The 20,942-nt window shown below is 45.8% G+C and carries 20 protein-coding genes; 13 read left to right on the top strand and 7 right to left on the bottom strand.

The window, feature by feature from the left end; all coding sequences use genetic code 11:
* The 3 genes from AC58UU_RS30325 to AC58UU_RS30315 all read left to right on the top strand — a co-directional run bounded on the left by AC58UU_RS30325 (position 1) and on the right by AC58UU_RS30315 (position 3,985).
* Positions 1-1,665 (top strand): b(o/a)3-type cytochrome-c oxidase subunit 1, encoded by a 1,665-nt coding sequence (locus AC58UU_RS30325; protein WP_497321130.1) that lies wholly within the window; start codon positions 1-3, stop codon positions 1,663-1,665.
* A 69-nt stretch (positions 1,666-1,734) separates the two neighbouring features.
* Positions 1,735-1,893, top strand: a complete 159-nt coding sequence (locus AC58UU_RS30320) for an STAS domain-containing protein (protein WP_497321129.1) — start codon at positions 1,735-1,737, stop codon at positions 1,891-1,893.
* Positions 1,894-1,945: 52 nt separating this feature from the next.
* Positions 1,946-3,985, top strand: a complete 2,040-nt coding sequence (locus AC58UU_RS30315; protein ID WP_497321128.1) for a putative bifunctional diguanylate cyclase/phosphodiesterase — start codon at positions 1,946-1,948, stop codon at positions 3,983-3,985.
* An 81-nt stretch (positions 3,986-4,066) separates the two neighbouring features.
* Here AC58UU_RS30315 and AC58UU_RS30310 read toward each other — a convergent pair whose 3' ends face one another.
* Positions 4,067-5,350 (bottom strand): methyl-accepting chemotaxis protein, encoded by a 1,284-nt coding sequence (locus AC58UU_RS30310; RefSeq protein WP_497321127.1) that lies wholly within the window; start codon positions 5,348-5,350, stop codon positions 4,067-4,069.
* 168 nt (positions 5,351-5,518) lie between these two features.
* Here AC58UU_RS30310 and AC58UU_RS30305 point away from each other — a divergent pair, with 168 nt between their 5' ends.
* Positions 5,519-6,061 carry a hemerythrin domain-containing protein gene (locus AC58UU_RS30305; protein WP_497321125.1) on the top strand — a complete coding sequence of 181 codons (543 nt, stop codon included), beginning with the start codon at positions 5,519-5,521 and terminating at the stop codon, positions 6,059-6,061.
* Between the two features lie 25 nt (positions 6,062-6,086).
* Here the strand turns inward: AC58UU_RS30305 and AC58UU_RS30300 are convergent, their stop codons facing one another.
* Entirely contained in the window at positions 6,087-6,782 is a 696-nt protein-coding gene (locus AC58UU_RS30300) for a Crp/Fnr family transcriptional regulator (RefSeq protein ID WP_497321123.1), read from the bottom strand.
* A gap of 294 nt (positions 6,783-7,076) precedes the next feature.
* On the opposite strand from AC58UU_RS30300, the gene AC58UU_RS30295 reads away from it, so the two are divergent.
* The 3 genes from AC58UU_RS30295 to AC58UU_RS30285 all read left to right on the top strand — a co-directional run bounded on the left by AC58UU_RS30295 (position 7,077) and on the right by AC58UU_RS30285 (position 9,383).
* Positions 7,077-7,541, top strand: coding sequence for a GAF domain-containing protein (locus AC58UU_RS30295; RefSeq protein ID WP_497321121.1), 465 nt, complete (start codon positions 7,077-7,079; stop codon positions 7,539-7,541).
* A gap of 89 nt (positions 7,542-7,630) precedes the next feature.
* Positions 7,631-8,284: a response regulator gene (locus tag AC58UU_RS30290; RefSeq protein ID WP_497321120.1), complete on the top strand. Its 654-nt coding sequence runs from the start codon at positions 7,631-7,633 to the stop codon at positions 8,282-8,284.
* Entirely contained in the window at positions 8,277-9,383 is a 1,107-nt protein-coding gene (locus AC58UU_RS30285) for a PAS domain-containing sensor histidine kinase (protein WP_497321118.1), read from the top strand. The genes AC58UU_RS30290 and AC58UU_RS30285 overlap by 8 nt, the downstream gene beginning before the upstream one ends.
* Positions 9,384-9,628: 245 nt before the next feature.
* Here the strand turns inward: AC58UU_RS30285 and AC58UU_RS30280 are convergent, their stop codons facing one another.
* The 3 genes from AC58UU_RS30280 to AC58UU_RS30270 all read right to left on the bottom strand — a co-directional run bounded on the left by AC58UU_RS30280 (position 9,629) and on the right by AC58UU_RS30270 (position 12,430).
* Positions 9,629-10,291, bottom strand: coding sequence for a response regulator (locus AC58UU_RS30280; RefSeq protein WP_497321115.1), 663 nt, complete (start codon positions 10,289-10,291; stop codon positions 9,629-9,631).
* On the bottom strand, positions 10,288-11,166 hold the full coding sequence (locus AC58UU_RS30275) for a sensor histidine kinase (RefSeq protein WP_497321114.1): 879 nt from the start codon (positions 11,164-11,166) through the stop codon (positions 10,288-10,290). The genes AC58UU_RS30280 and AC58UU_RS30275 overlap by 4 nt, the downstream gene beginning before the upstream one ends.
* A 367-nt stretch (positions 11,167-11,533) precedes the next feature.
* Positions 11,534-12,430, bottom strand: a complete 897-nt coding sequence (locus AC58UU_RS30270; RefSeq protein ID WP_497321112.1) for a helix-turn-helix transcriptional regulator — start codon at positions 12,428-12,430, stop codon at positions 11,534-11,536.
* Positions 12,431-12,604: 174 nt separating this feature from the next.
* Between AC58UU_RS30270 and AC58UU_RS30265 the strand changes: the two genes are divergently transcribed.
* The 3 genes from AC58UU_RS30265 to AC58UU_RS30255 are packed head-to-tail and all read left to right on the top strand — an operon-like array spanning position 12,605 to position 15,470.
* A complete protein-coding gene (locus tag AC58UU_RS30265; protein ID WP_497321110.1) occupies positions 12,605-13,450 on the top strand; it encodes a sugar phosphate isomerase/epimerase family protein in 846 nt (281 codons plus the stop codon).
* A gap of 11 nt (positions 13,451-13,461) precedes the next feature.
* Positions 13,462-14,463: a hydroxyacid dehydrogenase gene (locus AC58UU_RS30260; protein WP_497321109.1), complete on the top strand. Its 1,002-nt coding sequence runs from the start codon at positions 13,462-13,464 to the stop codon at positions 14,461-14,463.
* A 59-nt stretch (positions 14,464-14,522) separates the two neighbouring features.
* Complete coding sequence (locus tag AC58UU_RS30255; protein WP_497321107.1) at positions 14,523-15,470, top strand: acetylxylan esterase; 948 nt, start codon at positions 14,523-14,525, stop codon at positions 15,468-15,470.
* Between the two features lie 8 nt (positions 15,471-15,478).
* Here the strand turns inward: AC58UU_RS30255 and AC58UU_RS30250 are convergent, their stop codons facing one another.
* Positions 15,479-15,775: a hypothetical protein gene (locus AC58UU_RS30250; protein ID WP_497321105.1), complete on the bottom strand. Its 297-nt coding sequence runs from the start codon at positions 15,773-15,775 to the stop codon at positions 15,479-15,481.
* Positions 15,776-16,000: 225 nt separating this feature from the next.
* Here AC58UU_RS30250 and AC58UU_RS30245 point away from each other — a divergent pair, with 225 nt between their 5' ends.
* The 3 genes from AC58UU_RS30245 (at position 16,001) to AC58UU_RS30235 (ending at position 20,502) form a co-directional block, all read left to right on the top strand.
* The gene (locus AC58UU_RS30245; RefSeq protein WP_497321104.1) at positions 16,001-17,395 is read left to right on the top strand and encodes an MFS transporter; all 1,395 of its coding nucleotides are present in this window, start codon (positions 16,001-16,003) and stop codon (positions 17,393-17,395) included.
* A 142-nt stretch (positions 17,396-17,537) separates the two neighbouring features.
* Positions 17,538-19,220, top strand: a complete 1,683-nt coding sequence (locus tag AC58UU_RS30240) for a ribonuclease J (RefSeq protein ID WP_497321102.1) — start codon at positions 17,538-17,540, stop codon at positions 19,218-19,220.
* Between the two features lie 100 nt (positions 19,221-19,320).
* The gene (locus tag AC58UU_RS30235; RefSeq protein WP_497321100.1) at positions 19,321-20,502 is read left to right on the top strand and encodes a cation:proton antiporter; all 1,182 of its coding nucleotides are present in this window, start codon (positions 19,321-19,323) and stop codon (positions 20,500-20,502) included.
* On the opposite strand, the gene AC58UU_RS30230 is transcribed toward AC58UU_RS30235, so the two are convergent.
* Complete coding sequence (locus AC58UU_RS30230) at positions 20,495-20,938, bottom strand: DoxX family protein (RefSeq protein ID WP_497321098.1); 444 nt, start codon at positions 20,936-20,938, stop codon at positions 20,495-20,497. The two genes, AC58UU_RS30235 and AC58UU_RS30230, sit on opposite strands and share 8 nt — an antisense overlap.
* Positions 20,939-20,942 lie beyond the last annotated feature (4 nt).

The raw sequence follows: 20,942 nt of genomic DNA, 5'->3' as shown, positions 1-20,942 counted from the left end.
ATGAAGAAAGGGCAATTGGAATGGTTTGAAAATAAGTTCGATCTCAAAGACGGGAAGCTGGTCGTTGCACACATCATCGTGGCTTTCATTGCACTACTCATCGGAGGGATTGCGGGACTGCTGCAAACGTTAGTAAAGAGCGGGACGGTTAAGCTGCCATACGGCATCGGTTATTATGAACTTCTGACTGCGCATGGCGTTTTGATGGCGATCGTGTTTACGACCTATTTTATTATAGGCTTTCTATACTCTGGCATTTCATACACGTTAGGCGGAAAGCTGCTTCCGATCGTTAACCGAATGGGATGGCTTGGATTTGCTTTAATGACGGTGGGAACAGCGCTCGGGGTAGCGATGGTTTTGACAGGAAAAGCGAGCGTGCTGTATACGTTCTACGCGCCCATGAAAGCTTCTCCTTACTTTTACATTGGATTAGCCCTGTTGGTGGTAGGAAGTTGGATTAGCGGGTGGGGCATCTTCTATCAATTGAAGTATTGGAAAAAGACGCATCAAGGCAAGATCTCTCCTTTGTTTGCTTTTATGGCAGTCATCACGTTCCTTATGTGGCAAATTGCTACCATCGGGGTTGCTGCCGAGGTGCTGATTCAGCTCATTCCATGGTCTTTCGGATGGGTGGAAACGATTAATGTGATGCTCAGCCGTACCCTGTTCTGGTACTTCGGCCATCCGCTCGTGTATTTCTGGTTGATGCCTGCGTATATGTGCTGGTATGTGATTATTCCGAAAATTATCGGAGGCAAAATCTACAGCGACGCGCTCGCCAGATTGTCATTTATCCTGCTTCTGCTATTTTCGATTCCGGTTGGCTTTCATCATCAATTGATGGAGCCTGGCATTAGCTCATTCTGGAAGTACTTGCAGGTTGTCTTGACCTTCATGGTGGTCGTTCCATCACTGATGACCGCATTCTCGTTATTTGCAACTTTTGAGATAAATGGTCGTGCCAAGGGTGCCAAAGGGCTGTTCGGTTGGATAAAAGTCATGCCATGGAAAGATGTACGATTCTTCGCTCCATTCCTGGGTATGTTGATCTTTATTCCAGCTGGCGCAGGTGGATTAATCAATGCCAGTAATCAAATGAACGCAGTGGTTCACAATACGTTATGGGTTACGGGGCATTTTCACTTGACGGTTGCGACGAGTGTAGCGCTCACGTTCTTCGGAATTACGTACTGGCTGCTTCCGGCCGTAACGGGCCGTGTGCTGACTAAGCGCATGAACAAGCTTGGGATTATTCAAACGATCATTTGGTGTGTGGGCATGTTCTTTATGTCAGGTGCGATGCATCTCGTCGGACTATTCGGTGCACCGCGGAGAACGGCATTCACGACTTATGAGGGAAATGCGGATGCAGCAAGTTGGATGCCCTATTATGTATTCATGGCTATTGGCGGCACGGTACTATTCATTGGCGTGTTGTTGATGGTGTACAATGTCTTCGCCCTGCTTCGGGCGCCAAAGGGTGTGACAGAGTATCCAATCGGCGAAGCGATGGAGCAAGCAGAAGCGACTCCGGCCTACTTGGATCGTTGGAGTGTGTGGATCAGCTTATCGGTGGCGTTGATATTGATTGCTTATACGGTACCGTTAATGGATATGATAATGCATCCAGGCGTCGGTTCCAAAGGGTTTATCACTTGGTAAAAGGAAAGATGCACCGGACTTTATGTGAATAAAAGCTGGTGCTTTTTTACAATGAAGTGAGGCTGGAAAGTGGACTATATCGATAGTTCCGGACTTGGCGTACTGGTTGCGCTTCAGAAGAGAGCCCAGCTAAATGGCGGCGGGGTGGTCATTCAGGGTCTACAGGGGGATGTCAAAGTTCTGTTCGAACTGACTCGCTTAACGAACGTTTTTGAGATCCAACCCTAATTTTGTCATATTCACGTGAAAGAAGTCGCTGACCTAGAGGTGATAATCGTACATGAAAGATAAGCTGCGGCTTTATGCACGTGTATTTAAAAAGGTTATGGAATCCATCATGATTACAGATTCTGGAGGCGTTATCCTATCGGTTAATCCAGCGTTTACAACCACAACCGGCTATACGGAGGAGGAAGTGGTGGGTCAAACGCCACGTATTTTGTATTCCGGCAAACAGAAACCTGAGTTCTATATTCATATGTGGGCAACGATTCATGAAACGGGTGGTTGGAAGGGTGAGATATGGAACCGAAAGAAGAATGGGGAGCTGTATCTCGAATGGCTGACGATCAGTGCTGTGAGGGATAAGCAAGGTAAAATATCCAATTATGTAGGCATTTTCATGGACATAACGGAGCGCAAGAAGTCTGAGAAAAAATTGCAGCTGCATGCCAGGGTATTCGAAACCGCGAGTGAAGGGATTATGATTACGGATACAAAAGGAACGATTTTATCGGTCAATCCGGCGTTTTCCGAAACAACTGGCTATACGGATGCTGAGGCTTTAGGTCGAACTCCGCGCATGTTACATTCCGGGGTGCAGGATGCCGAATTTTATATTCAAATGTGGGCATCGATTCATGAAGCTGGCAGCTGGCAGGGCGAAGTCTGGAATAAGCGAAAGAATGGGGAAATCTACCCGGAATGGCTGACGATTAATACCGTTAGAAATGAAAATGGTAGAATCTCCAATTATGTCGGGGTTTTCACGGATATTACAGAGCGTAAGCTAGCGGAAGAGAATTTAAAATATTTGGCTCATTATGATGTATTGACCGGGCTCCCGAATCGATTTCTATTTCATGACCGACTGAGTCATGCGATTGTGCAGGCCAATCGTCAACGCCACTCTGCTTCCCTGATGTTTATTGATCTCGACCATTTTAAGCTGATTAACGATACATTGGGACATGCAGTTGGAGATCAACTGCTGCAGAATGCAAGCAAACGGCTGGAAAGCTGCGTTCGAACCAGCGATACGGTATCACGATTGGGCGGGGATGAATTTACGGTTATTCTACCCCACATTGATGAAACCAAAGATGCATTGCTTGTAGCGCAGAAAATACTGGAGGAGCTAGCCCTTCCTTTCTTGATAGCCGAACAGGAGCTGTTTATAACGGCAAGCATTGGAATCAGCATGTATCCCTTGAATGGTGAAGATAGCGAAACCTTAATCAAACAAGCCGATTCGGCCATGTATCGAGCCAAGGAACAGTCCAACAATTATCAGTTGTACACTTCAAATATGAACGCAACCTTCTACCGGAAAATGAAACTGGAAAACGGGTTACGAAAGGCATTGGAAAAAGATCAATTAAGAATTGTATACCAGCCGCAAATGGACATTCGAACGGGCCGGATCAACGGCATAGAAGCCTTGCTTCGCTGGCAGCACCCCGAGATGGGAATGGTGTCACCGAACGAATTTATCCAGATCGTAGAGGAAAATGGTCAAATTGTCGAAATAGGAGAATGGGTGCTGCGAAATGTTTGTGAGCAGAACAAGGCCTGGCAATCGGCAGGCTATCCTCCATTGAAATGTGCTATCAATCTGTCGCCCCGACAGTTCAAGAATAAGAATTTGATTGAAACGGTCAAGCAGATATTGGAGGAAACGGAGCTAGATCCGAGTTATCTATGCTTCGAAATTACGGAAAGCATCAGCATACACCAAATTGAGTCGGTACTGACGGTTCTGCATGATTTTAAAGAGATCGGGTTGGAGTTAGCCATTGATGATTTTGGCAAGGGACATTCGGCTTTAAGCTATTTGAAAAAGTATCCCATTGATATTTTGAAAATTGATAAATGCTTCGTTCAGGGCATTGAAATGGATCGAGGGAACGCCTCGATTGCCAAGGCCGTGATTGATATGGCCCACGGTTTGGGGCTCCGAGTGATTGCCGAGGGCGTGGAAACGGAAGATCAGTTGGCTTTTCTCAAGGATCTCCATTGTGATTCTATACAAGGATATTGGTTAAGCCGACCGCTGTCTCCCGAAGGGATCGAATCTTTTTTCATAGCCGACCAAGATTGAACCAGAGTAAGATAAAAGCCTTCCTACATGCTTGGGCAGTGCATGTAGGAAGGCTATTTTCATCCAAGGACAGAGGCCGATTTATCTCACTTTAAAGATTTCAATTTGTTTCTTTAAACTGGCGGATTGATCTCTCAATACATCGGAGGAGGCAGCGATTTGCTCCATCACAGCCGTCTGTTCCTGTGTTGAAGCGAATACGCCCTTCGCGCCCAACGATATTTTGGAGGCAATATCAGTGACATCTCGAGCTTCATTTAAGGTGAGTTGGACTTGATCCGATTGGCTTGAGACCATGGATGCAATATGATCCACGAGCTGATCGACCTGATTAGCTTCACCAACAATACTTTGAAGCGCTGAAGCGGTTGTCTCCCCATTCGCGGCTTCTTTATTAACCATTTCGAATTGCTCTGTAATTTTGGAGACGACATTCTTGACCTCGGACTGAATTTGATCAATAAGCTGATTAATGTCATGAACGGCTTGCGAACTTTGCTCGGCGAGTTTCTTCACTTCACCCGCCACCACCGCAAAGCCTTTACCGTGTTCGCCCGCTCTCGCAGCCTCAATGGAAGCATTCAATGCTAATAAATGGGTTTGATTGGCGAATTCACCCACAACGCTCGAAATATCGCTGATTTGCTTCGCATTGCTTTCCAGACGTCGAACGGTATGTATGGATTCTTGATTAGAAGTCGCAAGGCTTTGCATCCCATTAACTAAAGACTGAATCACTCTTGCACTATCCTTAATGGTAATAATCATTTGCGTCGTTAAATGCCGAGCATCATGGGCTTCTTTATTGATGTCATCGGTGGTTCTCATGATTTGTTCGACGGACATGAACATGGCTTCCGAGGATTTCGATTGCTGTTCAGCTCCATGGGATATGTCTTCAATCGTCGTTGTTATCAGTTCCACATGAGCTGCAGCATGTCCAATAGCTGATCTCAATTCATCCACATGCATATCGGTTCCTTGGAAGTTGACTGAAATTCCATCAATGATTTCTCTTAAATTTCCGATCATCATCGAGAAAGAAAGGCTGAGTGCTCTTAATTCATCATCCGATTTACTTGGAGTAATCATAATTTGCAAATTTCCTGCTGAGGCTTCGTTAGCTGCGTCTGTAAGCTGCAGTAGGGGTTTAATGAACCATTTTGCCGCAATCCATCCTAGAAAGCCTGTCCAGAAAATACCCAAAGAAAGGGTGATCCAGATGAACAGCCAATCCGGCATGTAATCTTTAAATAAACCTTGCAGGGTGAAAATAAAAAAGGCACTTGTCCCATAGGTTACGGTGGATACTAACGTGATGCCAAGTACCATTTTCTTGACTATACTCAATTTAAATTTTTTCATCTTCGTCAGTCCCCATTCTGCCTTTTTCTGTGATGATTTCTTCCAATAAGCACTTTCCAAAAATATAGCAGAATCTTGAAAACGTAGATGTGATGTTTCTCACAGCGATAATCAGCAAAGAATTTATACTAGAAATAGAAGCAAACGACGTATGTTGGAGGGATGAAAATGGCACGACTTTCAATAACCTGCATGTTGGGAATAGCCTCTTCCAACCCAGATGAACTTGATTTTGCCACGGATCGTCTGAAGGAAGAGCATAACCAATTAAGACAGCAGCTGAAGGCTCTCGAACATAGCGCTAAGGAAGTGAGCTTGCTGGATAATCCTGCTGAGGGAGTTCAGGTCTTGCAGCAACTAAGGCAGCAAACTGCTGATTTTGTGGAGGCACTGGAGCGCCACGCGGAGTGGGAGGGCCAGGAGTTGTTTCCATTTCTGCTTGATTATTTTCACCGACAATCGGCTCCATCGATAACGCCCTCCTTTTGGGTATTGGAAAAGGATCACCAGCTGGCGATTTCATTTATCCAAACCTTCAATGACACCATCATCGATTTAACGCCAATTGTCATCAAAAAACAGCTGATTGAGGCTGCGGCGCATCTCATACAGGCCTGCTTAATCTTAAACGATCACTTTACGATGGAAGAACAGCTCGTAATTCCTTTAACGGAGAAAGTACTAACGGACCTTGAATCATTCTTTTCCTAGTAATTGGACCCTATCTATCGGGATGCTACATGCGGCAAATCTCTTTGGGGCAGTTTTCGCAGTGGCATACATCGCGGAGATAGGTTAAATCCTTAATCACAATTTGGCCATTTTGAATCTCAAGAGCATCTTCCTTTTTCATATCACTCAACATCCGATTGACGCTTTCCCGAGTAGCTCCAATCATATCGGCCATTTCAGTATGATTGATCTTGTAATTGATCAGCGTATGCTCACCGTTTGGAACGCCATACGAATTACTGAGTCTGATAAGTAACGAACAGAGTGCGCCAGGTTTTCCGTACATCATTAAATCGCGGAACTTCGTTTCGGTCATGCGGTGCATAAGCCCCATCCATTTCATAAACTCGATGGCCAAGTCCCCATGCTGCCAAAGTAATACTTCGAGGTCTTTTCGTTGAATGACCCCAATCTCACAATCTTCTGTTACTTCTGCACTATAGCTTTGTACAGAGTTCTGAAAGGGATCGATCTGACCGAACAAATCACCAGTCTGATGCAGAGATAGGATAAAGCTTTTACCCGTTTCCGACAGCTTGGTGATGCGCACTCCGCCTTTCATTACGTAGTACAATTTATCCGCGACATCACCTTCCCAAAACAGATAATCACCTTTTTTTGCATGCTTCACATACATTATGCTTTGTAATTTATGGAAATTCTCTTCGGAAAAAAAGGCTAGAATACCGTTAACCGCCATCTGTACCAGCTCCTCAACGTTTCTTTGTTATCTCTATCTTAACGGGTTCAGACGGTTTTGTTTATCGGGAGTTCTGCTGATCTTTGGAGGGGAAACTCCCTATTTGGTGTGAGATAAATCACAAGTTCATCCCTAACTTTCCTGATGACTTCTGAGGTAATTTGCATGTGATTTCGCGCAATCTCCTGATAGTGAAATCAGGGTTTTCCCTGACATACAAGATGAGTGAAAACGTCTACAATGTTAATTAAAATAAATCGGCTCTGGTGCATAGAGGAAATGGAGGTGGCCTATATGGCTCATGGGGATGCAACCATCATAGAAGAGTTGGAGCGTTTGCGAAGCCTAACGTCAAGTGATTTTATCGCGCTGGCGCCATTGAATGACAATGCCCAGCGGATACGTTGGAAATATGCTTCAGGCAGCAGGAATGAACGCTATCAGCAAATGGTGATTAAATCGGGTCAAGGATTAGCAGGTTCCGTCCTGCGTCTCGGCCGATGGGTGAAGCTTGATGACTCGCATCCTGACTCTGATCAAGTGCGACGTACTTGTCCTGTCCTACTTGCCGAGCAGCTGCAGTCAGCAGCTGTATTTCCAATTTTGACGGATTCCGATAAACTCTTGATAAAAGGCTTGCTGTTCATCGGAAAAAGAACACAGCCCAGATATGCTCAGGCCGAGCTCCTTGTCGTTCAGGAAGGTCTCCCTACACTGGCTTGGTATCTGAAGGGGAATACAGGGGAAATAGTAAAATGAGTTCCATTACCGGAATTCATTTTATTTGTTATTATTAATATAATATGAGTGATGATAGGTAGTTCTAGCCGATTTATTGGAGGATGGGTATGCTTAAAATTCTGGTGGTTGATGATCATGCCGTAGTCAGGTCCGGATTAATGAGCCTGTTGAATGGAAAGAACAGCATGGAAGTTATCGGAGAGGCTGCCGACGGAAAAGAAGGTATTCAAGCAGCCCAATTGCTTAAGCCGGATGTCGTATTAATGGATTTAAACATGCCCCATGGCATGGATGGACTTACAGCGACAACAGAATTGAAGCGTCTGATGCCGGATTTGGCGGTGCTGGTTCTGACCATGCATGACGATGACGAGTACCTGTTTAGGGCTATTCACGCCGGCGCCTCAGGGTATATATTGAAAAGCGCTCCGCATGAGGAGCTGTTATCAGCCATTCGCTCCGTAGCATCAGGAAACGCCTATCTGTATCCTACGGCTACTAAACGGCTGATGAGTGAATATATAGAACGCTTGAAGCATGGAGAAAATATAGGTCCTTACGAATCCCTTTCGGAACGTGAGAAGGAAGTTCTGTCTCTGATTGCCAAAGGATTTTCCAATAAAGAGATAGCTGAACAATTGATTATTAGCGTAAAAACGGTAGAATCGCATAAAAGCAATGTGATGGAGAAGCTAGGGCTCAAAACGAGACCCGAGTTGGTCAAATTTGCGGTGAAGAAAGGATTGTTGAATTTTGAGTAAGGATGTAAACAGGGAGTATCCAGAAGTGATTGGTGAAAATGTAACTGAGCTTATAGCCCGCATGGATGATTATATTACGGACTCTTTGTATCAAACAGACCTGAAACAGTCTCTCAAACAACTGTCCAATATCAAGTTTGCCCTAGATGAATCGTCCATTGTTGCCGTCACGGATCATAAAGGGAGAATTCAATACGTGAACGATAAATTTTGCGAAATCTCCCAATATTCACGTGCTGAACTTCTCGGTCAAGACCACCGAATTATTAACTCAGGTTATCATCGGAAGGAATTCATGACCCTCTTGTGGCAAACGATCACCTCTGGCAAGGTGTGGCGCGGAGAGATCAAAAATAAAGCGAAAAGTGGCGGATTCTACTGGGTAGATACGACGATTGTGCCATTCGTGAATGAGCAAGGGCAACCCTACCAGTATCTTGCGATTCGTAACGAAGTGACGCAATTAAAGCGTGTCGAAGAAGAGCTGCAGCTTATGATGTCGCAGGTCATGCAAATTCAGGAGGAAGAACGAAGGAAATTTTCGCGTGAGCTGCATGATGGCATCGGACAGAGTCTGTTCTCACTGTTGATTCAGATGGATAGAGTGATCGGGGAAAGTGAACAGTCCGAAATAGCCGGGCTTCGGCAGGTTGTTTCCGGAATCATTGAGGAAGTACGCAATTTGGCGTGGGAAATCCGTCCTTCTGTTCTGGATGATTTAGGTGTAGTGCCGGCCATTCGAACTTATATAGAAAATTATACGGGGCATTACGGCATACGAGTCTTACTTGAAAGCAATTTGCGTAAGCGATTGGGAGCTTTGGATGAAACGACCATATACCGCGTCATACAGGAGGCTCTTACCAACGTAGCCAAATATGCCGATGTATCAGAAGCTAGCGTGTTCGTTCATGATAAAGACTCATTTGTTGAAGTGCGCATCGAAGATCGGGGAAAAGGTTTTGTTCGCAGTGGCGGCTCCAAAGGTGTTGGGCTGTTCAGTATGGAGGAAAGAGCCAAGAGCATAGGCGGTGAAATCGCTATTCATTCTGAATTAGAAAAAGGGACGACAATCACCTTGATAGTTCCGAAAAAGTGAATTGTACGTCCCTGCCTAGTAGGTGATTTTTATTTTCTTCATTTTAATAACTCCTCGTATCATATTTTTTAGTTTTGTCCGAAATCACGGCCATCCTGCCCTGACTTCTTACACTTTGATTTTAGCAAGATCAAAACGTAGGCAAATCTATGGAAAGACATGTCTTCACAAAGAAAAAGGCAGAACGTTTGATCGCTAAAGCATGATTAATCTCATACTCTATGCCAAAAGTCATGCCCATTTCATTATATTTGATGACGAACTGAGAATACGGCTGCTTGTGTTCGGTCGCGCAATCCTAGCTTAGTTATGACATTCGATACGTGATTTTTCACTGTACCTTCCGTGATAATAAGCAAGCCTGCAATTTCTTTATTATTTAATCCTTGGCCTAATAAAGCTAGTACCTCTTTCTCCCGTTCGGTCAGTTGACTGAGCTGGGCAGGCTCATTGATATGTAAAGGATGAGCATTATCCGGGTTCCATTCCGACATTTTTTTCAACTCGTTAAGAAGCGTTGCCGTTATATCTGGTTGAAGTACAGTCCCGCCATTGTATACAGTTTGAATCGCACTTACGATTGCCTCAGAGGGCATATCCTTCAACAAATAGCCGTGAACGCCTTTTTCCAAAACTCTTAAAATTAACTCCGCGTCATCGAAGGTGGTCAGAATCAGCACCTTTGTCTCTGGTAAAGCCCGAAGAATTAATTCCGTTCCTTCCACGCCATCCATGCCAGGCATTCGGATATCCATCAACACAACATCCGGTCGCCATTCGAGCGCCTTGGTATAGGCATCTCTCCCATCCACCGCTGTTCCAACGACTTCCATGCCTGATTCCAACCCGATGATGGTTGCAAGTCCCTCTCTCATGAGCCTCTGATCGTCTACTATGAGGATTCTCACTTACTTACACGCTCCATTTCCGTTAACGAATAAGGGAATTGCACTTCGACAGCAAAACCGTCTTGCGGGTCCATGCTAAAATGCACCTCTCCGTTCCATTCCCTGACTCTTTCTTGCAAATTGATTAAACCAAACCCCGGTTTCAGTTGGGCAGGAACCTCTCCGTCATTACGTATGCACAAAGAGAAACCGGTCTCCGAATAGGCTAACAAAATTTTCGCATTTTTCGCATGACCGTGTTTATGAGCATTCGTCAGTGACTCCTGTACAATTCGATAAGCAGTTAATTGGAGATCACCTGGCAGTGGGACAGGTATCCCATTTACTTCAAAAGCGGTTTGAACCTCGGCAAATTTGGTAAACTCCTCCGTTAGCTTCTCAAGGCTATCATTTAAGGAGGTGGACGTAACAGGCTCATCGCGAATAGCTCTTACCGAAAGCCTCACCTCTTGCAAAGAAGATCTAATTAGATCTTCACAGGCTAGATAAGTTTGTTCACTGCGTAAAGGATCCAACCTGCTTAGCTTGCGAGCCGCTTGCATTTGAACCAATAATGCCGTCAATTTATGACCTACCGTATCATGAATTTCTCGTGCAATTCGCACTCTTTCCCTAGTCGCTGCCCACTCCTCCGTTTTGAGAGCATAGTCCTGAAGTCGCTCATGGGATTGCATCAATTGCGCATACAACTGCATCGTATCCCGACGTGCGCGTTGATAAAAATTGATTAGAGCGCTCACAATACCTGCGAAAATAATGAACGAACAGGTAATAAAGTAGCCAATTTCATCGATTCGTTTAAATAAATACCAATCAATGCTTCCCATCGTAATAATATACACGACCAGCAGCAGTAAGCATGTAATGATTAGCATTCGGGTGTTCTTTAAAAACATTAAAATCGCTAAGGCTGTAATTCCAATAAATAGATGATTCGGGAAATTTCCGTCTATATATATATAACCGTAGGAAGCGGATACCAAGAAATCTAAGATGAGGATGTGAAATAGCCAATTGTGTTTTTTTTGCATCTTTAGATAAAATAAATGAACAAAAAGAAAAACCGCTAATGAAAAGACAACAAAACTTAGACCCCAAAAAATCGTAATTGAATTCTTGAAATAGAAAACACTGGTTAAAGCCAAATCAAAAGCAAGCTTTATGCCAAAAAACAGCCTCCATGAAAGGGGGTTCTTTCTTATTCTATCCGTCTCTTGGATCATTCTCTTCTGCTCACCTCATCTAAGTTTGATGCCTACGATAGTCTCCTGGCGTTACGCCTGCGTGCTTCTTGAACGTTCTATTGAAATGACTTATATGATTATAGCCTACACGGGTAGCAATCTCGGTCACATTGAGGTCCGTTCCCCCTAGTAGCTCCATGGATGCCTGAATACGAATAGCTGATAAGAGTTCGATATAAGATTTACCTCGCACAAGCTTCAGCATATTGCTGAAATAAGATGGAGCCATCAATGCTTTTGCGGAAACCTCTTCCAAATGAAGATCCTCATTGTAATGCGTTTCCATGTATCCGATAGCTTCATAGAAGGCTTCTCGGTGATGTGCCACCCTGTTGCGCTCATGTTGACTTTGCGTTTGTGAATAGTGTTTATACTGCCTGCCGGTAATGACTAGGAGCTTCAACAGCTCGGCCTTAATCGCTAACCGATAGCCTTCTTCTTGTTCTTCCCATTCCGTGAGAATGACGTTCAGCAGGTTCTCGACCACGGACTGTGTAGGAGGAGGGAACGCCATTTTGGGCAGCAGATCGGATTCGGAAATCAGGGGTCTGATATAGGCAAAATCAACGAAGGTCTGCATATGTGCCAGGTCCTGAAAGCTTTCATTAATCGCATGGGGCATGAAATCAACCTGTATCATAACAAAATCCATGGAATCACGGGGTTCCAAACGATGCTCTTGAAAGGGCGGGATCGAGAAGAGATCACCTTTGGTCAACACATATTGTTGGCCCGCCGCCCAATGAAGACAACTGCCGGACATCATGTAGCACAGCTGTAGGTGCTCGTGAGCATGCTGATATCGATTCATATTAAGCGGTGTTCGCACTTCGATTTTAAAAGGAAACTGCTCGTCGAGTAACCCTTTGTAGGCATAGATCGGATAATCAGACATACAAGACCTCCACTAAATTCGTACGTAACTCATTAGCTAAAGATAATGGTACACAGATTCGGGGAATTGTGCAAAAGAAACGTGGAAAAGGGAAAGCGATTTCTTTATTTCCTTGCAATAATAGAAGGAAATTAAGTTACCAACTAGATTTAGGAGGAAATGGGGGAAAGCAGTATGAAGCAACTGGCATTTAGCACGCTCCCCTGCGATGGCTGGTCTTTGGCCGAAATGATTATGTTTGCCAAGGAATGCGGTTTTAGCGGAATGGAGCTGAGGGAAGGGGCCACATGGGGCATAACCACCGAAATGGCTCAGGATGAGCGGAAAGTGGCGATTCGGAAATTCGAGGAAGCGGGCATTCGAATCACCAATATTGGTTCAAGTGTATGTTTCACAGGCGAGAGAGGGGATGCAGAGCAATTCGATAATTTCAAAAAAGTCGTTTCGCTCGCTCGTGATTTGAAGGCTGGCGGAGTGCGGATTTTCCTTGGCTACTTCAATAACCGCAGAGACAACCCAGTTCCTGCTATTCCATATCCTGAAATCGTAACCCAGATTAAGCAAGCTTGCGATTATGCGGCCTCTTACGGTGTGCAGGTATGGATCGAGACGCATAATGAATTCGCCACCGGCCGCTCGCTTCGCAAGCTGCTGGATGATGTGGACAGACCGAATTGCACGGTTATTTACGATATTATCCATCCGTTGGAAGAAGGAGAGACGCCGGCAGAGACAATTGCGTTACTCGGCTCGCAGTGCGTTCATGTACATGTCAAAGACGGCGTTCCTTTTGACGATTCGCTGGAGTCGAGCTGGAAGTACACCAAGGTTGGCGAGGGGCAGGTGCCGATTGCTTCAATTGTAGACCAGCTTGAACAAGCGGGCTATACCGGCTATTACTCCCTGGAGTGGGAGACCAAATGGCGCAGGGAGCTGCAAATTCACGGTATGGAGCCAGCAACAATTTTTCCTGCATATGTTGCGTTTATGCGTGAATTATTTCAAAGCCTAATGAAATGAGGGTTAAGCCTATGAAAACATTAGTTACGATCGCTGACGCTGGATTACGTGAGTTATTTTGGCAGGAGCCCACTTTGAATAAGCTTTCCAGCTTTTCCGAGGTTGATTTTATTCCCTTGAATGAGAGATTTACAAGTGAGGATCTGTCGGAACGAATTGGTTCATATGATGCCTGCATCACCTCATGGGGTTCGCCTCGTTTTACCCCGGAAGTGCTCGAGCGCGCGGAGAGATTGAAGTTTATCGGCCATGGAGCAGGGAGTGTAGCATCAATCGTCAAAGAGGATGTGTTCGATACTTCGATTGCCGTAACATCGGCTAATAAAGTACTCGCGCTCTCGACTGCGGAGTGTGCATGTTCACTGATGTTTGCCGGGGCGTGGGACTTAGCGGGATACAGCACTCGTCTTAAAGAGGGGCAGTGGAGCAATAACAACCGCGAAACGATCCTCGGCGTGACACGAAGAGTGATCGGTCTGGTAGGCTACGGGGAAATCTCCAAGCAGGTGATCCGGATGCTGCAGCCTTTTAACACGAGAATCTTGCTGCATTCTAGCTACTGTACGCAGGAGGAAGCAGCCGCGCAAGGCGTCGAGCTCTGTGGTCTAAATGAACTGTTCGAGCGCAGCGACATCGTCTCGTTGCACAATACGTGGACACCTCGCACGCAGGGGATGATCGGCGCGGAGCAGCTAAGTCTGCTGCGTGACGGAGCGCTCTTCATTAATACGGCTCGCGGGCCTATTGTGAAAGAGCAGGCTCTCTTGGAAGAACTAAGCAAAGGCAGGATACATGCAGCCCTTGATGTTTACGATATTGAGCCCATGCCAGCCGATCATAAGTTGCGGGCAATGCCGAACGTATTATGCTTGCCACACATTGGAGGGTTTCATGGTATTTTGAAGCGCGAGCTCTGTGATTTCATCGTCGATGAGCTGCACCGGTTCGTGAAAGGCGAAGATTTACTTGGCAGAGTTACGTTGGAACAGTACCGTAGGTTGACGCCGTGGTAGAGTTGTCTCGTAGAAAAATTGTATAATTAAATGGACAATTTTAATCGAGGAGTGTAGCGATGAACGCAATAGAAACACGGATTCATTCGTTGAAACAGTATGTGCCGGAGTTAACGGCACCAACCGATCTTGAAGATTTTTGGGATCGTGTCTCCCAGGAAGAAGCAGAATCCGTGAGATATACGATTGAGCCGGTCGTCTCCCCTTTCTTACAGGCCGAAGTTTACAAAGTTGTATTGGAGGGTGCAGCAAATACGAAGGTTCACGCTTGGTATATGCTGCCTTCCGTTCAGCTGCGTCAACCACTTCCATGTATCGTAACCTTTCACGGTTACTCAGGTTCCAAAGGTCAACCGGAGGATCACGCTGCTTGGCTGCTTATGGGATATGCTGTACTCGCCATCGACATTCGGGGGCAAGGAGGGGAGACCGGCAATGGGCTGCCGCAAGAATTCGGCATGATCAAAGGATGGGTGACACAGGGGATTCTTGATCCTGAGAGTTCCTATTATCGGGCAGTAGCTATCGATGGCTTGCGTGCAATACGGTGTGCAATGGCAATGCCGGAGATAGACCCCGAGAGGGTGTTTGTTTTTGGCGGCAGCCAAGGAGGCGGACTGGCGCTGCTTGTATCCGCTTTGGAGCCTAACCTACGGGCAGTAGTCGCACATGTACCGAATATGTGCCACATGGATCTGGGGATACTGCAATCCGTCAGTTCGCTTATCGAAGCTGCGGAATTCGTAACTCGCTTCCCGGACCGCCTTGATGAGGTGCTGCGGACGCTTAGTTATTTCGACATCATGAATCTGGCGCATCGAATTACGCTGCCCGTGCATGTGACGGTCGGACTGAAGGACACGACCTGCTTACCCGAGACGATCTTTGCCGCATATAATCGGATCGCATCAGTTAACAAAACGATCGAGGTTCACCCGTTCATGGGGCATGCGCTGCCCCCGGGATTTCACGCTGCGGGACACGCCTTTTTCTCACAGTGGCTTTGATGGCTGGACTAGGCTGTAGGCTCGTTTTTCATAAAGTTTTTAGCTAAATTCTCGACATTTAAATCTCTTGTATTGCTTTCTTGTTCTCTTAAAATCTGAATCCAATACTGCTCCCCAGGTTTATATGCTCTGAAAATAGCCTGATCTTTATTTTCAATTCGAACATCGTGACCGCAGTCTATTAAACATTGTTGAATATCATATATGGTAGGTTTTTGATTTTCTTCTAAGAAGATAAGCCCTCTTAAAAGCTGTATGCTATCCTTGTGGATAACTTTAAAGTGAATAATGTGTTCTTTTTTCATAGATAAGCACTTCCCCTAATATGACTATTCTTAGCTATCATAGATATATGGTAGCTGTTTTTGTCGTTTGGGGCAGTGATTTTTGTTATAGCTTATCTATGAAAGTTAATTGACACGCGAATGCCGCCATGCTAAACTGTAACGAAATTGATTATAGATAATTAACTTCGGCCTACAGTTAAGTAACCTTGAGATAGACCATCTTGAGTGGGGAGGACCATTCGTATGTCAACCGATTTACCGAAAGTAGAGCAACCATCCAAACCAGAAGTACCCGGTATTATGCGAGAACGGACGGTCTCTTGGTTACTCTGCATAACCATTATTCTAGTCGTTATGAACACGATGATGTTCAATTTGGCATTGCCCAAAATTGCTGTACAATTCTCTCTCAATCCCTCGACCGCGTCATGGATCGTGACGGGCTACTCTATCGTATTTGCCATATCATCGATTACTTTCAGCCGATTGTCCGATTTCGTGCCGATACGAAGGCTCTTCACGGCGGCACTGCTCTCATTAGGCGGCGCATCCGTGATTGGCATGTTCAGCGATGGATTTGGGCTATTGCTTTTCACGAGGCTTATTCAGGCGGCAGGCGCTGGAGCCATTCCTTCGCTCGCGATCGTGCTTGTCACTCGTTACATTCCGGTGTCCCGCAGGGGCATGGCCATGTCGTTCATTTTGTCAGCAGCCTCACTTGGCCTCGGGCTGGGTCCTGTCGTCGGCGGATCGATCGTTCAGTATCTGGGGTGGCATTTCCTATTTGTGATCACCGGTCTAACACTGCTGCTGATCCCAGTTTTCCTGCTAATACTGCCCCGGGAAAAGGCGGCGCGCGGTTCGTTCGATTTCATTGGTGCCGTCCTGATCGGGATGGGTACGACGGGGTTGCTGCTCTTCCTCACATCCAAGAGCATAGCTGCACTCGTTGTGGGCGTGATTGCCCTGGCATTGTTCGCGGTGCGCATCCGCAAAGCGTCGAATCCATTCGTCCTGCCAGCCTTATTCGGCGACAGAGTATATCTGGCGCTTGGTGCAATCGGCATTAGCGCCTACATGATCAGCTTCTCCTTCTTGTTCCTTGCCCCGCAAATGCTGGCCAGAGTCTTCGGTTTAACTCCGGCCGTATCGGGTCTTGTGCTCTTTCCGGGTGCGCTACTTGCCATGCTGGTATCCAATCGGGTTGGCCGACTCATCGACCGATACGGCAACGGCGCGCTCCTCCGCTATACGCCTTGGCTGCTGCTGGTTTCGACCGTGTTGCTCGCGCTGACTGCCGTCCATTCCTTTTATGGGCTTGCCGCTGTTTATATACTGACGAGCATCAGCATCACTTCTATCTCCAGTGCGGTCTCAAATGAGCTATCACGGCAGTTGACGAAGGAACGGATCGGTTCAGGTATGGGCTTATTCCAACTGCTGCAATTTTTCAGTGGGGCTTTCGCCGTAGCCATTTCGGGGAGTGCACTCGTCTGGCAGAAGTCATTGCCAACCGAGCGCGCGTTCGACAATCTCATCTGGGGCATGGTAGGAATCGCCATATTGACCATCGTCTTCGCCTTTATTTATCGCGGCTATGCCAGAAAGCGAACGAATGCCGCAGCTACTCTGGCTTAATAAAAATCTTTAACAAAGAGGATCCCGTGCGGATCCTCTTTGTGCTTTTAACACGGAACTTCGAATTCAGAAAATGGATATCAAGAAAAAATAGGAGTATAGGTTATTCCTAATCTGGAAAAATTAAAGCGTATATGTAAAAATGGGGGGCTCTCAGGTGCGCAAGACGGAAAATCAGTTGTCTGTTTTCTCTTTAGGTGGAATTAATGAAATCGGTAAAAATATGTATGTGGTGCAATATGGAGATGACATCATTGTCATTGACTGTGGCTCCAAGTTTCCGGACGAAAGCTTACTCGGCATAGATTTGATTGTTCCGGATATTACCTACTTACTCGAAAATAGTGACAAAGTCCGCGCACTGATTATTACGCATGGGCATGAAGATCATATCGGGGGCATTCCGTATATACGAAGACAATTGAACATGCCGATTTATGCAACTCGGCTAACACTAGGACTAATTGAAAGTAAGCTGAGAGAGGCTGGACTGCTTGCAGATACGAAGTTTATTGAAATTGACTCCGATTCGAGCATCGAGCTAGGGCAAATCACGTCTACCTTTTTCAAAACAAATCATAGTATCCCTGATTGCTTGGGGGTTGTCTTTCATACACCTGAAGGAACGGTCGTACATACGGGAGATTTCAAATTTGATTTAACCCCAGTCAATAATCAATACCCCGATATTCATAAGATGGCGGAGATTGGGAAGAATGGGATTCTACTTCTTTTATCGGAAAGCACGAATGCTGAGCGCCCTGGCTACACACCTTCGGAAAGTCTTGTTGGCAAGCATATAGAAGACGCTTTTCATAAAGCGAAGCAAAAAGTGTTCATAGCCACCTTTGCCTCTAATGTTCATAGACTTCAGCAAGTCATTGATGCTGCTCAGGCAACGAATCGAAAATTAGCCTTACTTGGCCGCAGTATGGTTAATGTTGTAAGAATTGCTTCCGAGCTTGGCTATCTAACAGTTCCTGAAGGGATGCTGGTAGAAGCGGGAGAAGTCAATCGTATGGTTCCAGATCAAATAGCGATCTTATGTACCGGTAGTCAAGGAGAACCGATGGCTGCATTGTCGCGATTATCCCGTTCCAATTATCGTCAGGTTGAAATTATGCGTGGAGACACCGTAATTCTATCCTCATCCCCGATTCCGGGAAATGAACGCAATGTATCGCGGACTGTCGATCATTTATTTAGTCTAGGAGCTGAAGTCATTTATGGTTCGAGCTCATCTACAGGTATGCACGTATCCGGACACGGGAGCCAAGAAGAACTGAAGTTAATGCTCACGCTGATGAAGCCGAAGTACTTTATTCCGATTCATGGCGAGTTTAGAATGCTTCATCAGCACCGAATTTTGGCTGAAGGCGTCGGCGTGGACCCGGCTAACATCTACATTTTAAATAATGGCGATGTTGTGGATATCAAGAACGAGGTCGCAACTCAGAGCCGCAAAGAGTACGCGGGGAATACCCTTGTCGATGGATTAGGGGATGTTGGCAACATTGTCCTGCGTGACCGTAAACAACTGGCCGAGGATGGTATCTTGATCGTGGTCCTCCTGCTTAGTAAAAGTGACGGTAAAATTTTGTCCGGACCGGATATTATCTCCCGCGGGTTTGTCTATGTTCGAGAGTCGGAAGACCTGATGGATCAAGCTAATATTCTAGCAACAGAAACGATAAACAGGCTCCAGAAAGAAAATGTGAATCAATGGAATGTGCTTAAAACGAACGTAAAAGAAGTTTTAGGAAGACTCTTTTATGAAAAGACGGGCAGGAGACCCGTTATTCTCACGATACTCACGGAAATTTAGCACTAAAAAGCGGATTCCTTCGGTTTGAAGTCGAATCCGCTTTTTGCTTTATTAACGGATACTGACGATGGATGAGAAGATATCTTAGGGGAGGGCTCAAATGATCCATTACTGGCTTGTACTACTCGCTATTGCCGTCGCAGTCGCCTATTTAGCGCACAAGATCAAACAGCCGTATCCAACTTTGCTGGTTATTGCAGGGCTATTGTTAGGAGTCATGCCGATTCCTGCTCTGGATGAAATCAAAACGTATGTCGCTTCGGATCACGTCTTTCAAACAGCGATCATTCTGATCTTTCTGTCAGCTTTAATAGGGGATGCGGCCCTTAAGCTGCATATTCAAGAATTAAAATCGAATAAACGACCGATTCTCTTACTCTCATTGCTAGGAACATTCATTACTTTTGTGCTAATCGCAGGACTTTGTAATGTTTTGTTAGGTCTTTCTTTACAAAAATCCTTGGTGTTCGGTGCACTAATGGCCGCGACAGACCCTGTGTCGGTGCTAAGTATTTTTAAATCCATGGGATTAAATGAAAAGCTGTCCACGATTGTTGAAGGCGAAAGCTTGGCTAATGATGGTGTAGCCGTTGTTTTATTCAAAATTGCAGCAGTTACAACGGTTCTCAGTACGTCAGGGATCATAGAAGGTGCTATTGAGTTTGTGAAAGTTGTCCTTGGCGGTATCATTATTGGTGTAGTAGGAGGATTCATTGCCTCAAGAATTACTTCGAAAATCGATAATTATTTGGTTGAAATAGGGCTTTCCATTGTTCTATTCTATGGTGTTTTTGAAATGGCAGAGATGTTTCATCTATCTGGGGTGATCTCTGTCGTATTTGCGGGTCTATTATTGGGGACATATGGAAAGACGATTGGGATGTCCGACCTTACACTTGATAAGATGGACTCCTTCTGGGAAGTAATTGCTTTTATCGCCAATGCGTTAATTTTCCTGATGGTAGGGCTAGAAATTTCAAATATTAATTTTACGGATAAATGGCTGGAGATTGGCGGGAGCATTCTGATTGTTGTGGCTGCAAGATTTATAGCGGTCTACATTAGTCTGCTCAGGGATCGTTCGATCCCTAGTACGTGGAAGCCTATTATTGCTTGGGGCGGACTGAAGGGTTCCTTATCCATTGCATTGATCCTCAGTATGGCTCCGTCCTTTGAAGGCCGTGATTTATTGTTAGCCATGACCTTCAGCAATGTGGTCTTTTCTCTTTTGGTTCAGGGCACTACGGTTAGCAAATTGGTGTCTAAATTAAAGGTTAGCTAGCGCTGCCCGCCAAGAGAACCGCCGCGAGAAACACGAGCTGCAGCAGCGTTCGAGCAAGCAGCTTAGGTGTAGGCCTTCCGCCGATTGTTAATCGTTCTCGGGCTGCCTTCACATTCGCTGGGAACATGGCTATAAACAGCAACGCCAAGCAGATGGAAGCCACGCGGGAAGTAGCGGGGAGGAGAATACCGACGGCTCCGGCAATTTCCAACCAGCCAGTGACAGTAACCAGCAAATCCGGCCTCGGGAATGCGGGCGGAACCATCCGGATCAGGTCTTGTCGGCTTTTACCCCAGTGGGCGGAAGCGGTAACCAGCAGCATGATGGCCACCGCTATTTGAAGCGGAGTTTGCCAACCGTCGAAATAGGACCAGCCGAACAGACCTAGAACCCTAAATAGCGTAAACGAAACAACAAGCACATAAAAAGGTATCATGGAT

The sequence above is a fragment of the Paenibacillus sp. JT22N1 genome (genome assembly GCF_059692155.1).
The sequence above is the reverse complement of the archived record's forward strand: the minus strand, read 5'-3'. Positions and strand labels throughout refer to the sequence as shown.